At 48.0% G+C, this 12,454-nt stretch carries 16 protein-coding genes; 10 read left to right on the top strand and 6 right to left on the bottom strand.

All coding sequences use genetic code 11. The annotated features are described in order from the left end of the window. Positions 1-72 precede the first annotated feature (72 nt). Positions 73-459 (top strand): TraR/DksA C4-type zinc finger protein, encoded by a 387-nt coding sequence (locus J7619_RS16930; protein WP_106595637.1) that lies wholly within the window; start codon positions 73-75, stop codon positions 457-459. Between the two features lie 292 nt (positions 460-751). Here J7619_RS16930 and J7619_RS16925 read toward each other — a convergent pair whose 3' ends face one another. Beyond that, positions 752-1,972 carry an exonuclease subunit SbcD gene (locus J7619_RS16925; RefSeq protein WP_291200856.1) on the bottom strand — a complete coding sequence of 407 codons (1,221 nt, stop codon included), beginning with the start codon at positions 1,970-1,972 and terminating at the stop codon, positions 752-754. Between the two features lie 36 nt (positions 1,973-2,008). On the opposite strand from J7619_RS16925, the gene J7619_RS16920 reads away from it, so the two are divergent. After that, positions 2,009-2,836, top strand: coding sequence for a polysaccharide deacetylase family protein (locus tag J7619_RS16920; protein ID WP_291200854.1), 828 nt, complete (start codon positions 2,009-2,011; stop codon positions 2,834-2,836). Here the strand turns inward: J7619_RS16920 and J7619_RS16915 are convergent, their stop codons facing one another. The 5 genes from J7619_RS16915 to J7619_RS16895 form a co-directional block, all read right to left on the bottom strand. Next, positions 2,837-3,955, bottom strand: coding sequence for an acyltransferase (locus J7619_RS16915; RefSeq protein ID WP_291200849.1), 1,119 nt, complete (start codon positions 3,953-3,955; stop codon positions 2,837-2,839). An 11-nt stretch (positions 3,956-3,966) separates the two neighbouring features. Next, positions 3,967-4,488, bottom strand: a complete 522-nt coding sequence (locus tag J7619_RS16910) for an HAD family hydrolase (protein ID WP_291200846.1) — start codon at positions 4,486-4,488, stop codon at positions 3,967-3,969. Between the two features lie 64 nt (positions 4,489-4,552). Next, positions 4,553-5,356 carry a Rossmann-like and DUF2520 domain-containing protein gene (locus J7619_RS16905; RefSeq protein WP_291200844.1) on the bottom strand — a complete coding sequence of 268 codons (804 nt, stop codon included), beginning with the start codon at positions 5,354-5,356 and terminating at the stop codon, positions 4,553-4,555. A 122-nt stretch (positions 5,357-5,478) separates the two neighbouring features. Next, positions 5,479-5,721, bottom strand: coding sequence for a hypothetical protein (locus J7619_RS16900; RefSeq protein ID WP_291200841.1), 243 nt, complete (start codon positions 5,719-5,721; stop codon positions 5,479-5,481). 64 nt (positions 5,722-5,785) lie between these two features. Further along, positions 5,786-6,538: a DUF1080 domain-containing protein gene (locus J7619_RS16895; RefSeq protein WP_291200838.1), complete on the bottom strand. Its 753-nt coding sequence runs from the start codon at positions 6,536-6,538 to the stop codon at positions 5,786-5,788. Between the two features lie 18 nt (positions 6,539-6,556). Between J7619_RS16895 and J7619_RS16890 the strand changes: the two genes are divergently transcribed. The 8 genes from J7619_RS16890 (at position 6,557) to mscL (ending at position 12,356) form a co-directional block, all read left to right on the top strand. Then, entirely contained in the window at positions 6,557-7,258 is a 702-nt protein-coding gene (locus J7619_RS16890; RefSeq protein ID WP_291200837.1) for a hypothetical protein, read from the top strand. 125 nt (positions 7,259-7,383) lie between these two features. Next, a complete protein-coding gene (rplM, locus tag J7619_RS16885) occupies positions 7,384-7,827 on the top strand; it encodes a 50S ribosomal protein L13 (RefSeq protein WP_026350982.1) in 444 nt (147 codons plus the stop codon). A gap of 3 nt (positions 7,828-7,830) precedes the next feature. Next, entirely contained in the window at positions 7,831-8,217 is a 387-nt protein-coding gene (rpsI, locus tag J7619_RS16880) for a 30S ribosomal protein S9 (RefSeq protein WP_015812950.1), read from the top strand. A gap of 175 nt (positions 8,218-8,392) precedes the next feature. After that, positions 8,393-9,211, top strand: coding sequence for a 30S ribosomal protein S2 (gene rpsB, locus J7619_RS16875; protein ID WP_291200829.1), 819 nt, complete (start codon positions 8,393-8,395; stop codon positions 9,209-9,211). A 183-nt stretch (positions 9,212-9,394) separates the two neighbouring features. Beyond that, complete coding sequence (gene tsf, locus J7619_RS16870; protein WP_291200827.1) at positions 9,395-10,231, top strand: translation elongation factor Ts; 837 nt, start codon at positions 9,395-9,397, stop codon at positions 10,229-10,231. A 136-nt stretch (positions 10,232-10,367) separates the two neighbouring features. After that, positions 10,368-10,970: an RNA polymerase sigma factor gene (locus tag J7619_RS16865; protein WP_291200824.1), complete on the top strand. Its 603-nt coding sequence runs from the start codon at positions 10,368-10,370 to the stop codon at positions 10,968-10,970. Positions 10,971-11,068: 98 nt separating this feature from the next. Next, a complete protein-coding gene (locus tag J7619_RS16860) occupies positions 11,069-12,001 on the top strand; it encodes a DUF3078 domain-containing protein (protein ID WP_291200821.1) in 933 nt (310 codons plus the stop codon). Positions 12,002-12,026: 25 nt separating this feature from the next. Beyond that, positions 12,027-12,356, top strand: a complete 330-nt coding sequence (gene mscL / locus J7619_RS16855; RefSeq protein WP_291200818.1) for a large-conductance mechanosensitive channel protein MscL — start codon at positions 12,027-12,029, stop codon at positions 12,354-12,356. The last annotated feature ends 98 nt before the right edge of the window (positions 12,357-12,454 follow it).

Below are 12,454 nucleotides of genomic sequence, written 5' to 3'. Positions count from 1 at the left end.
TCCGAAATAGGCAGAATACTAGTACTTTTGTGCTTTGAACGCTCCTTGATGTAGACTAACAAATCAATTCAGATTATGCAAGAAGAACGAACAAGATATTCAGAGGAAGAATTAAAGGAGTTTGAAGAGCTGATCCGTGGGAAACTGGAAGCGACAAGAAGTGAGCTCGAATACATCAAAACGGGATTGAGTAAAAAAAACGATAGCGGCACGGACGTAACAGCCGGAGCGGCCAAATTAGTGGAGGATGGGGCAGATGCCAGTGAGCGTGAGAATTTGAGCCAGTTGGCCGCACGTCTTCAAAAATATTCGGTACAGCTCGAAAACGCGCTGATCCGCATTAAAAACGGTACTTACGGTATTTGCATTGACACGGGCAAACTGATCCCGAAAGAGCGCCTGCGCATTGTACCGCATACTCAGCAGACTATCGAAGCGAAGCTGAAAAGAGCTAGCTAAATCGTCACAAGATCAGATAAAACGCAAACGAGGCTATTCCGGAAGGAGTAGCCTCGTTTGTTTAATGCGGTCGCAGGGCCGCCTTCTGTTTATGGAATGTTTGTTGTGCGATAGTGCAAATCTCCTGCTTTGCACGCGCTATTGGCAGGCCTCCGGCCGGTCGATAATGTACTACGGCCTTCGCGGTATGGACCGGCCGGAGACCTGCGAATAGTTTGCTCGAAGGAAGACCTTCGTGCCAGCTCAGTTAGGCAGATCGATTTGCTACAAACAGGGTGCCTCTCCGGAGCTTTTACTCCGCTTCGCTGCCTAATACCTCGCGAAAAACCTCCATTAGCCCTTCTGAGGGCTCTTGGCCTTTGTTTCTACTTTTGAAATACTCCTGGAACAACTTCTCCATGCTCAGCGAAAGGTCAACCTCCGACGACGTATCCGCCACTTCGTTCTTCTTAATCTGCGGAATGATCTGGATAATGCCCGAATGCGCTTCCATTAACCGCTTTTTGTCGGATGCTTCGAGGTAATTATCGGAAATAATGGTCAGCTCAATCAAGTCTTCCTGATGTCCGCCGAGCCATTCGACCGCTTCGTCGATACTATGAAAGCTTTTCCGGCGCAGTTTTTTGCCTTTCAACAATTCAATAGGTTTGTAGCCAGTCAATTTGCCGGCCTCGGCTTCGATCAGGATCACATATTTAGTCTGATTGGCTTCGGAAAAGCTGTAAGCCAGCGGGCTGCTGGAATACACTGCGGGAGCAGGCACTTTATCGACCTGATGAAAACGGTGTAAATGCCCTAACGCAATGTAATGCACCTGTTTCGGGAAGTTTTCGGTATAAATGGCTTGCGCACCGCCGATATGTAGGATCGGGCGCTCGTCGTCGGGCTCCTCGGGCATTTCTCCGCCTTTTTGCATCACAAACAAGTGCGTTGCCAGCAGGTTGAAGCCGTTATTGTCCAGATATTGGTCCGCGAGATTTTGCCAATGTTCCTGCAAATGCACGCGTAATGCTTCTTCCGATTCCTCTACACCCAGGAAGGTTTTCAGGCGTTGCTCGTTCGCGTAAGGCGTGTGCAATACGCGCAGGGGAAATGCAGCATTAGGGAGATTGATTTCGATAAATCCGGGTGCCGTTTTGACAATATCTACCTGTCCCTGCGTGCAAAATGGTTTGACCTCGGTATTGGGGAACCCAACGAAAAGAATGCCGCAAACTTTGGCGAGCGCGTCGGGTACCTGAATACGCTCGGGGGAGTCGTGGTTGCCCGCAATGGCGATGACCGCACGGGTGCCGTTGGCCGACAAGCGGTGTAATGTGCTGTATAAAAGCTCGGTCGCTTCCGACGATGGGTTAAAATTGTCGAAGAGGTCTCCGGCAACGACGATGGCATCGACAGCCTCGCGCTCCGCGATTTCGCAGATTTCTTCCAGGACGAGGCGTTGTTCGTCGAGGCGGGAAAAGTTGTCGAGTTTTTTGCCGATATGCCAGTCGGCGGTGTGCAGTATTTTCATCCGTGTCGTTAATTTAGCGAAAATAACAGATCAGTTTTGAAATACATTAAAACCGCCTTGAAGGCATTAAACGGATTCTTCTCGCTACTCGTAGCAGTGATGGCGGTCGCTTTTGCGGGCTGTGGAAGCCCGTCCGGTAAACCCAATGCAGGCGGTATCGCTATTTCGTTCGATGATCATTTTATCAAAGAATGGTATGAACTGAGGCCATTATTCCAGAAATACAATGCGAAAGCGACCTTCTTCATTACCTGCCCGGACAGCCTGAATGCGGAAGAAGTATCGATGCTGAAACAGCTTGAAAAAGAAGGGCATGAAATAGGTTTCCACGGCACTGTTCACGCCAAATCTACCGAACTGATGGCCGCCGGCGGCCCGAAAGGATATATAGAAACCGAGCTTGGACCAGGCCTGCGGCATATGAACGCGGCAGGTTTCAAGCCCACTTCCTACGCCCACCCGGGCGGGAATCATAACGATCGCGTCGATTCAGTCCTTTTGGCGAAAGGTTTTACAATTTTAAGGGACGTGGCCATTTCAAGAAGGAAATACAAAGGTTTTCAGCTCTACGCCTGGCCGCCGCGCTGGATGAATTCGATTTATTATGCATTCGACGGTGCGCAAAAAGTGGATGCGCTGATGGTCGATTATGACGAGGTAACGGAGGAAGAGGTGGCGGAGGCCATCCTGGAAGCGAAAGAAAATGGTACCGCATTGATGATTTTCGGGCACGAGCCGTTGTACAGCGCGCCTCAGAATGGGAAGTATGGCTTTAATGTGAGTTTCCTGGCCGCGATTTTACGCGAGGCTGATAAGGAGAAACTGAAATTCTATACGATGTCCGAACTGCCGAAGTTCCAATAGCTAGCGGCCGAACTTCCGGTCCTTGTATGCGAGGAGTGGTTTTTCAATATAATTGAAAGAAAACGTAGCCACTGCCACCGAGCCGACGAAGCTGAGTACATATAGAACCGCCTGATAGCTTCCATCCCGCCAACCCGGCGCGTACATTTCGAAAAGGTTGATGATCACGACAATCACGGCTACGTGGTAAATGTAAAGCCCGTAAGAGATTTTGCCCAGATGATCCATCACCGGATGTCCCAAATGCACAATCGTTTTCGGGTTGCACGAGACATTCAGTACGAAGAATGCGAAGAACAGCGCATATATTTCCAGGAATCCGAAGAAATGTACGCCTGAGAAAAATAGTGCAAGTAACAGCACATAGGCGATGATCTGCACGTCTTTCCGGAAAATGAAGTCGAGGAACTTCATTTTATCATTGTAAACGAGCCATGCGCACAGGCCGCCCAAAGCCATCGTCTGAATGCGGAACTGGCCGAGGAATGTCGTGATCATCGATTTCCGGGTCTCTTCCGACGGATCAGCCATTTCAAGCCCCAGGTAGAGCAGGCCGGCTGTTAATAAAAGGAAGAATACCAGAATGGGAATGCGCTTTTTGGGATATTTGATTAACCATGGCCAGAGATAGTAAAACTGCTCTTCTACGCCGATCGACCAGGTTTGCGCGCACCAGTATGGTAGGTCATAGAGGACAAATGCAAAGTTAGGCAGTACCAAAAGCAGCAACGTGAGGCGCTCGGGCAGGTTTACGGTCAGCTTTTCTTCAATGCCCGGGTAATCGAATATCGGAATGTGGGGAAAAACGAAGAATGATAACCCTATGATGAGAAAGTAAATGGGCCAAATGCGGAACACGCGGCGCAGATAGAATTTTTTAGCGTCGACATTCCCGAACCGTCCGCGTTCTTCCAGCAGCAAATAAGTAATCAGAAATCCGCTGAGGACGAAGAATAACCCTACGCCGAGCCGGCCCGCATGCTGGATAATGGGCATATCATACACGTTGGCAATGCCCAATGCATGCTTGGCCTGTTCGAGGTGGTGAAATACCACCAGCGATGCCGCAATGGCACGGATACCGTTCAGATTTGGGAAATAGCGCTTTTTCTTATCCACCACCAAGCTCTTTATTCAAACCAGGCCATCCATTTTCCCTGTACTTTCATTACCTGTTCGATCAGGTCGCGAACGGCACCGCGGCCGCCGTTTTTTGGGGAAACATAATCAGCGATAGCGAGGATTTCGTCGGCAGAATCGGCCGGGCATGCGCCCATCACGCTCGTGCGCATGACTTCGTAGTCGGGCAGGTCGTCGCCCATAAATACGATTTCATCTTCGGTGAGGCCGGTTTCTGCAAGGTACTTCTTGAAAACAGGCAGTTTGCCATCCGGTGAAGTGCCGATGAAGATATCGGTAACACCGAGATATTCGAGCCGTTTGCGTACGCCTACCTGGCTTTGCGCGGAGATAATTGCCACACGGTAACCCATTCTGATCGCCCGGTTAATGCCGTACCCGTCGCGCACATTGAAAATGCGGGGTTGCTCGCCGGTTTCGAGTGCGATGACACTGCCGTCGGTCATGACGCCGTCGATATCAAAAATGAAGGTAGTAATGCGCTTGAAACGTTCCGTTAAAGTCGAATTCATGAATAGCAGAATTGTGAATCCTGCAAATATAGCCTAACTTTTTTCGTGACGGTGCGGCTACTTATTATTTTGAAATGTAGAGGTTCCGGATCTTGTCGGTGAGCAGGCGGTATATTTCGGTGTAGTCCTCATTGGTTTCCTGCAAATATTCAAGGTGGCGGGCCGTGGTTTTCCAGTCGCCGCGTCGGGCCGGGCCGGTCTGGCCGATCGAAGGATCGTCGGATGCCATGGCTTTATAAATGGTTGTCTGGATGAGCGGTTTCAGCAGGTCGAAGTTGAGCTGTTCCCGTTCGAGGAGATCATGGGAGATCGTGAGCATATAGTTGGTAAAGTTGCTCGCAAAAACGGCTGCAACATGCAGAATGAAGCGTTCGTCGGAATCCATTCGGGTTACATTATTGCTCACGCTCGATGCCAGCTGCATGAGTTTGCCTTCAATAAGTTCGTTCCGGGATTCAATACAGAACGGCAATTCACTGTAATCCATTTCGACGTCCCTGGTGAAAGTCTGTAAAGGATAGAACACACCCGTGTGGACATATACGTCGCTATAAATCTCCACAAGTTTCTGGAATTCAGCGAGCGAGCGCGTACCCGACGTATGCACGAGTATGACGCCCTCGGGGAGTACCACGCGCTGGATCACGCTTTCGATCGCGTCGTCGGTCACCGCGATCACGATCACCTCGGCTTCGCTATCCGAGAAATTGAGGTCGGGCTGGATATTGGTATCATACAACGACGAAGCCAGCTGACGCGCTTTCTGCGTGTCGCGGCTGTACACCTCGCAAATCCAGTGTCCTGCGTCCTCGAACGCCTGCGCCAAGTGCCAGGCGACGTTACCAGCGCCAATGAAGGAGATTTTCAATGATCTATCCAATTTTCCAGCTGAATACCAGCCAGATGTGTAAAATCTTTTGTGTTTCGGGTCACTAAGGTAAGATCATATCTCAATGCGTATGCAAATATTGATATCCAGTAGATATTGACTCATAGTTCAATGTCCCTTGGTGAATCATTTCGATTTGAATATATCATTTTTACCAATTCTTCCCCAGTTTCCTCACTTTCCCAACTGCCGAATAAGCTGTCCAAGAGCGCGTCTTTGTGTTCATTGCTCTCCGCAATATCTTCCACTACGATCTTTAATTTTCTGTCGCCAAAAATGTCCTGAACCGATTTTATAAAACGGTTATCAAGATCCGATGCGTTTACCTGAAATGTTTGTTGCATGGCATTTTCAGTTGGTTATTATGCTAATATAATATTTTGCCTGCGCATACCCATTCAAATACCGTCAATGAACCACCGGCGCCACCTGCTCCGGCGTGGTAATCCCTCCCGGCAGCTCCATGATGCGCATGTTCCGGAAATGGATTTCGGCGCCTTCGGCTTCGAGGCAGATGTAGCCCTTCTTGCGCTCGGAGGCACGGAGGCCGTTCACGAACTTGCCGTTCACTGAAAGTTTTACCGTACCATCGACCGCCACGACCACATATTTGTTCCATTCGCCTTTGCCCTTGCAGCGTTTTTCGAGGGATTTGCTACGGATACCACGGGGGTTGTCGGGGATGGCGGTCATGCCCATAGTGGGGAAGAGCTCGCCGTGCACGTAGTCTTCGGTAGCATTATGTTGCGGGGCATATTCGAGTTCGAGCATTTGTACTTCAATGGCTTTTGTGAGCGGGTCGTGCTCCTGCGGGGTGCCCTCGCTCCATATGAATATCCCCGAGTTACCACCGGCTTCCATGTGCTTCCATTCTACTTCGAGGATGAAGTTTTCGTATTGCCGGTCGGAGCGCATCACGCCAATCGGTTTGCCGGAGCATATTAATGTGCTGTTTTTGACTTTCCAGGTTTCTTTGGAGGTGTTCACATCGACCCACCCGTTCAGGTTTTTGCCGTTGAAAAGCGGTACAAATCCCAGATGATCGTTGCTTTGTGCATACAAATTGCTCCCGGATAACCCACAAAGTAGCAATATAACCGCTTGCAAACGGATAACCCGTGATTTCTTTCGGGGATAGGTTATTATTGTAGAATTCATCATCTAACTATGGGTTCATTCATGAAAATTTTAAAAGGACTATTGGCCATTTTATTACTGAATGCCACTCTTACACACGCACAATATACTACCCCTATCGCTGGCGGTGTGGATGTAGGTGCCAGCCTGGGGCGCGACTCCTGGGCACCTTCTATTATGTATCACGAGGAAATAGGTTCGCAAAAGCTTCCCTGGCTGCGGTTTGGCATCGGGTTCAGGGTGTGGGGGCTCTATGGAGGTAGGGCAAATCTGTATACCGAACGCATTGCGGGCATCAAGGACTATCTGGAATACCGGGATGTGTCCGTCAACGGCCTGAGCTTCCTCGCAGGCGTGAATGTGAGCTTCTGGAAACTCGATATGGGTGTGAATACCGATTTACTCGGGCTGACCTATGGCTCGAAAAGGCACGGGTATTATGAGAAAACCGTTCCCACAAACGGTACGGGCATGCCCAATTACAACCAATGGTTAGCCAGTAAGCCGACGGTATTCAATGCGTTGCCGCTCGCCCTGCGCAGGAACACCGGGCAGTCGGAAGCATTTGTGCGTTTCAAGGTAAGCCGGCAGATCGGTGTCAAGCTCGGCTACACTTACACCAGGCTTACTTACACGACCAAAAAAAGTGATGATTTCAATGTTTACCTTGATAACAGCCAGCGACATGTGTCCAAAATTTACGGTCTTCCGTACGTCGCATTAGCCTTTGCATTAGGGAATTGACAAATGAATTTCACAAACATACTTGTAATTCAATTTGTTAAACTCTATATTTGCACTCCCATTTTGCGATGGACTGTCTTGTTACAGTGTAAATTATTGAAAATCAATTTAATTTTTTGTTAATCGTGGATACGTTAAGCTACAAAACCATCTCGGCGAACAAAAACACAGTAAACAAGGAGTGGATTGTTGTGGATGCTGAAAATGCAGTTCTTGGTCGTTTGGCCAGCGAAGTTGCTAAAATTATCAGAGGCAAACACAAAGCAAGCTACACTCCTCATGTGGATTGTGGTGATAACGTTATCGTTATCAACGCCGATAAGATCAAGTTGACAGGTAAGAAAATGACGGACAAAGTTTATGTTCGCCACACAGGTTACCCGGGAGGTCAACGTTTTCAGACTCCTCGCGAGTTGCTCGAAAAACACCCTGAGCGTGTGATCGAGAAAGCCGTGAAAGGCATGCTTCCAAAGAACCGTTTGGGACGTCGTTTATTTACAAACCTGTTTGTTTACGCTGCCGCAGAACACCCGCACAGCGCACAGCAACCAAAGCAAATCCAATTGTAATTCATGGAAGTGATCAACACAATAGGTAGAAGAAAAACAGCCGTTGCTCGTATTTACCTTACACCTGGTAAAGGCGATATCAAAGTTAACGGTCGTGATTACAAAGAATATTTCCCATTTGAAGTACACCAGATCGTATTGCAACAACCGTTTGCAACAATCTCAGGTGGAAATGGTTACGATATCAAAGTAAACGTAAGAGGTGGTGGAATCTCAGGCCAGGCGGAAGCTATCCGTATGGCGGTTTCACGTGCACTGGTTCAATACAACGGCGAATTCCGCGGCGCATTGAAAAAAGAAGGATTCCTTACCCGTGACCCACGTATGGTTGAGCGTAAGAAATACGGACGCGCTAAGGCACGCAGAAGATTCCAGTTCTCGAAACGTTAATGAGCGGTCCGCCGCGCGGTGCATGAGTTTAGAGTCCATGAGTTCAGTGTTTATTTTATCACTTTCAACTCATTTACTCATAAACTTTGAACTCCACAAGTCCAGACGTCGCTTATCGTGCCCGATGCTTCGTGCTGCGTAACAAGTCTAAAAATATTTTAAATCAAATTTGGCAATGGCACAAATAGAATATAAAGAACTATTGGATGCAGGTGTCCACTTTGGTCACCTTACCCGCAAGTGGGATCCACGGATGGCTCCGTATATCTTCATGGAGAAGAACGGGATCCACATCATTGACCTGAACAAAACTTTGAGCTGCCTTGGCGAAGCGGAAGCTGCGCTGAAACAGATCGTTCGTTCAGGACGTAAGATCATGTTTGTTGCTACTAAAAAACAAGCGCAGGAAATCGTAACGGAAGAGGCGAAACGCCTTAAAATGCCTTACGTGACTGATCGTTGGTTGGGTGGTATGCTGACAAACTTTGGCACAATTCGCAAGTCTTTGAAAAAAATGCAGACTCTCGAGAAGATGCTGAAAGACGAAGCCACGGTTAGCAATATTGCGAAAAGAGAACGCCTGATGCTTACACGTGAAAAGGAGAAACTGGAAAGAGTACTAGGTGGTGTAGCGGACCTTACTCGCCTTCCAGCGGCACTTTTCATCGTTGATGTAAAACGCGAGCACATTGCGGTTGCAGAAGCAAAAAGATTGAACATCCCTATTTTTGCGATCTGCGATACCAACTCAAACCCTGAATTGGTTGACTTCCCTATCCCATCTAACGACGATGCTTACAAAGCAATCTCGTTGATCACCCTGGCGATCGGTAAGGCTATCGAAGAAGGTTTGATGGAACGCAAACAAGATAAAGACGATCAGCGCCTGGTAGAGGAAGAAGAAGCAAAACGCGCAGCTGACAAAGGTGAAGAGGCAGCCCCTCGCGCCGAAGTTGCGGCAGAAGCAGAAGTTGCTGAATCCGACGAAGAGTAAAAAGGGCAATATGGTGTAGTTTTTAAATAACTCGCCATACTTGACATATACGGTAGCCCATAGCCTCTTGCTATGGGCTACGTTTTTTTAAAATTCTTGCGAAGGGATTCCTTAACCATTTGATCATCCCCGGTTAACGGCCCTTTCACTACAAAACATTAATACATAATATTTATCACGATCATGGCAATTACCGCACAAGATGTAAACAAACTCCGCCAAATGACCGGCGCGGGCATGATGGATTGTAAAAAAGCCCTGCAGGAAGCAGATGGCGATTTCGACAAGGCCGTTGATATTCTCCGTAAACAAGGACAGAAAGTAGCTGCAAAACGTGCTGACAATGCTGTATCAGAAGGAACTGTTCTGATCAACATCAGCGCTGACGGCACCAATGGTAAACTCGTTGCGTTGGCTTGCGAAACTGAGCCTGTATCGAACGTGGAAGATTTCAAAAACCTTGCACAATCTATCCTTGACAAAGCAGTAGCGGATAACATCGCTGACAAAGATGCCCTTTTGGCTGCAACTTTGGCTGACGGTCGTCCTGTGTCAGAGCACATGGTGGAACTGACAGGTAAGTTGGGAGAGAAACTGGAAATCACTGCTTACGAAAGCGTTTCAGCGGATAAAGTGGTTCCTTACATCCACTCAAACGGTAAACTGGGTGTGTTGGTAGCATTCGCCGGCGTTAACGGAACGGATGTTTCTGAACTGGGTAAAGACGTAGCGATGCAAATTGCAGCGATGAAGCCAGTAGCTCTGGATAAAGACGGTATCGACGCTGCTACTATCGAGCGCGAAATCGAAGTGGGTAAAGAGCAGGCACGTGCAGAAGGCAAGCCTGAGGCAATGCTTGAGAAAATCGCTCAGGGTAAATTGCAGAAGTTCTACAAAGACAGCACCCTGTTGAACCAGGAGTTCGTGAAAGATTCTTCACTGACTATCCGTCAGCTGCTTGAGAAAACTTCAAAAGGTTTGACTGTTACTACCTTCAAACGCGTAGCGATCGGCGGATAAGCCTTTTCAGCAACAAAATATATTGACAACGCCTGGTATCTAATTTGTATACCAGGCGTTGTTTTTTCATATTTACAGAAAGTTAAATGCAATTTAATTTTCGACACACGCTATCGGCGGCATTTCATCAGGCAGAATGGTTGATTTACGGAGTAATTCCTGTTCGGAGCATAATTCGACAGATGAAGAATTAGTTAGATTCTTCCTCGAATCAAGGGACAATCGTCATTTTCAGAAACTTTACGAGCGTTATGCCGTCAAGGTTTATCAAAAATGCGTCACGCTCACCAAGGACGCCACCCGCGCCGAAGACATTATGCACGATGTCTTTCTTAAACTGATCCATAAAATGAGCTCATTTAAGACCGGTTCCAAATTCTCCACCTGGCTTTTTACCATCACGCATAATCATTGCATGGACCTCGCACGCGGCAGTAAACGCCGGGTCGTTCTTGTGCTCGAGGCTGAAACGCCCGAAGGCGCAGGGAAAGAAGAATTTTGCCTGCAAGGCTTATTTGAGGAAGATGTAAATCTGGTGATGCTCAAAGAAGCACTCGATTTGCTCGGCCTGGAAGACAAGGCGATGATTTACCTCCGCTACCTCGACGACCGCAGTATCCGTGACATTGCAAGCCTCTTCCGGATTACCGAAAGTGCAGTTAAGATGCGCCTGATGCGTTCGAGAAGGAAGCTCCGCAAGTGGTATCATAAACTTTCAGAAGGTGGCAATTTTTTTTGAAAGCGTCGGAAATTGCTTTACTTTGACCGCAACCTCCTCATTTGTTAGTCGTAAAACCATGGAAATTTAATGAGTATGGTCCACTAAACACATTGACAATGAGCCAAAAACTTCAACGCACATCCTTTATTGCCTTAACTTTACTCGCACTTCTGACATTCCCGGCCGTTTCCCAAAACAAAGTTGATCTCACCAATTCGATCAATTCAGGCCGGTTGAAAACCGCTAATGACACCGCCTGGCACAAAATCGAATTCGGCGCCAACCTGAACCAGGGCTCATTCAGTTCCAACTGGACGGGTGGTGGCGTCAACTCGATCGCACTGGGCCTTTTTCTGAACGCATTGAGCGAGAAGAAAGTGGGTAAGAATTCGTGGAGAAATGACTTCCAGGGACAGTATGGTATCGTCCGTAACAAGGGCCAGCAAAGTCGCAAAAACGTCGACCGGATCTTCTTCGATACCAAGTACAACCGCGAACTGACAGCTAAATGGAGCCTTTTCGCCAATGTCAACTTCCTTTCGCAGTTTGGCAACGGTTATGAATATTCGTCGGAGAAGGATACGGTGAAGTTCAAAAAGAAGGTCTCGGGCATTCTTGCTCCTGCCTACCTGACCGAGGCGATCGGTATCGAATACCGTCCCGTTCCGTATTTCTTTGTTGACCTTGCGCCCGGGGCATTGCGGCAGACGATCGTCGTCGACAAGGATTTGTACGTTAATACGCCCGACCAGAAGAATTATGGCGTACCCATCGGCAAGCGCGTGCGTACGGAAGCGGCCCTGATCCAGCTGGTAGCCAATTTTGACAAGGATATCGCGAAGGACGTCAATCTGAAATTCCGGTATCTGATGTTTTCCAGCTTCAAGCACCCTTTGAATATAGATAACCGTCTGGACGCCCAGCTGACAGCGAAGATCAACAAGTATGTCAATGTCAATCTCGGCGCCATTATGGTTTACGACGAAGACCAGAGCAACAAAATCCAGTTTGCTCAGGCCCTCAGCATAGGCTTTTTATTTGCTTTTTAATCTAATCAACTAACCTCATCTTGTTATGCTAAAAGAATTTAAAACATTCATTGCCCAGGGCAACGTGCTGGATCTTGCAGTCGGTGTCGTTATCGGTGCGGCGTTCGGGAAAATCACTACTTCGTTGGTAGAGGACATTATCAACCCGATCCTCGGGCTGATCCTCGGCGGAGTGGATTTTACACAACTTAAGGTTGTGCTGAAAGAAGCCGTCGGTGAAACCCCGGAAGTAGCGATCCGATACGGAAACTTTATCCAGACCATGATTCAGTTCCTGCTCATCGCCTGGGTGATCTTCCTGATTGTAAAAGCAGCCAATCGATTGAAATTATCCGAATCGTTGAAGAAGGAGTAGAACTGCTTTAAGGTTCATAAATAACAAAAGAGAGGCATATTTCGTGTGCCTCTTTTTTTATCCATTCGGCAAATGATTTACCTTCGTGGTTATTGCAG

Source organism: Dyadobacter sp., assembly GCF_017744695.1.
Lineage (GTDB): Bacteria > Bacteroidota > Bacteroidia > Cytophagales > Spirosomataceae > Dyadobacter.
This window is presented reverse-complemented; position numbering and strand designations above follow the sequence as displayed.

Bases quoted from the DNA above. Each gene is read 5' to 3' on its own strand.
- mscL (WP_291200818.1), top strand. From the start codon at position 12,027: ATGCTAAAAGAATTTAAAACATTCATTGCCCAGGGCAACGTGCTGGAT.
- J7619_RS16860 (WP_291200821.1), top strand. From the start codon at position 11,069: ATGAGCCAAAAACTTCAACGCACATCCTTTATTGCCTTAACTTTACTC.
- J7619_RS16890 (WP_291200837.1), top strand. From the start codon at position 6,557: ATGAAAATTTTAAAAGGACTATTGGCCATTTTATTACTGAATGCCACT.
- J7619_RS16925 (WP_291200856.1), bottom strand. From the start codon at position 1,972: ATGAAAATACTGCACACCGCCGACTGGCATATCGGCAAAAAACTCGAC.
- J7619_RS16910 (WP_291200846.1), bottom strand. From the start codon at position 4,488: ATGAATTCGACTTTAACGGAACGTTTCAAGCGCATTACTACCTTCATT.
- rpsB (WP_291200829.1), top strand. From the start codon at position 8,393: ATGGCACAAATAGAATATAAAGAACTATTGGATGCAGGTGTCCACTTT.
- J7619_RS16895 (WP_291200838.1), bottom strand. From the start codon at position 6,538: ATGATGAATTCTACAATAATAACCTATCCCCGAAAGAAATCACGGGTT.
- tsf (WP_291200827.1), top strand. From the start codon at position 9,395: ATGGCAATTACCGCACAAGATGTAAACAAACTCCGCCAAATGACCGGC.
- J7619_RS16865 (WP_291200824.1), top strand. From the start codon at position 10,368: ATGGTTGATTTACGGAGTAATTCCTGTTCGGAGCATAATTCGACAGAT.
- J7619_RS16900 (WP_291200841.1), bottom strand. From the start codon at position 5,721: ATGCAACAAACATTTCAGGTAAACGCATCGGATCTTGATAACCGTTTT.
- rpsI (WP_015812950.1), top strand. From the start codon at position 7,831: ATGGAAGTGATCAACACAATAGGTAGAAGAAAAACAGCCGTTGCTCGT.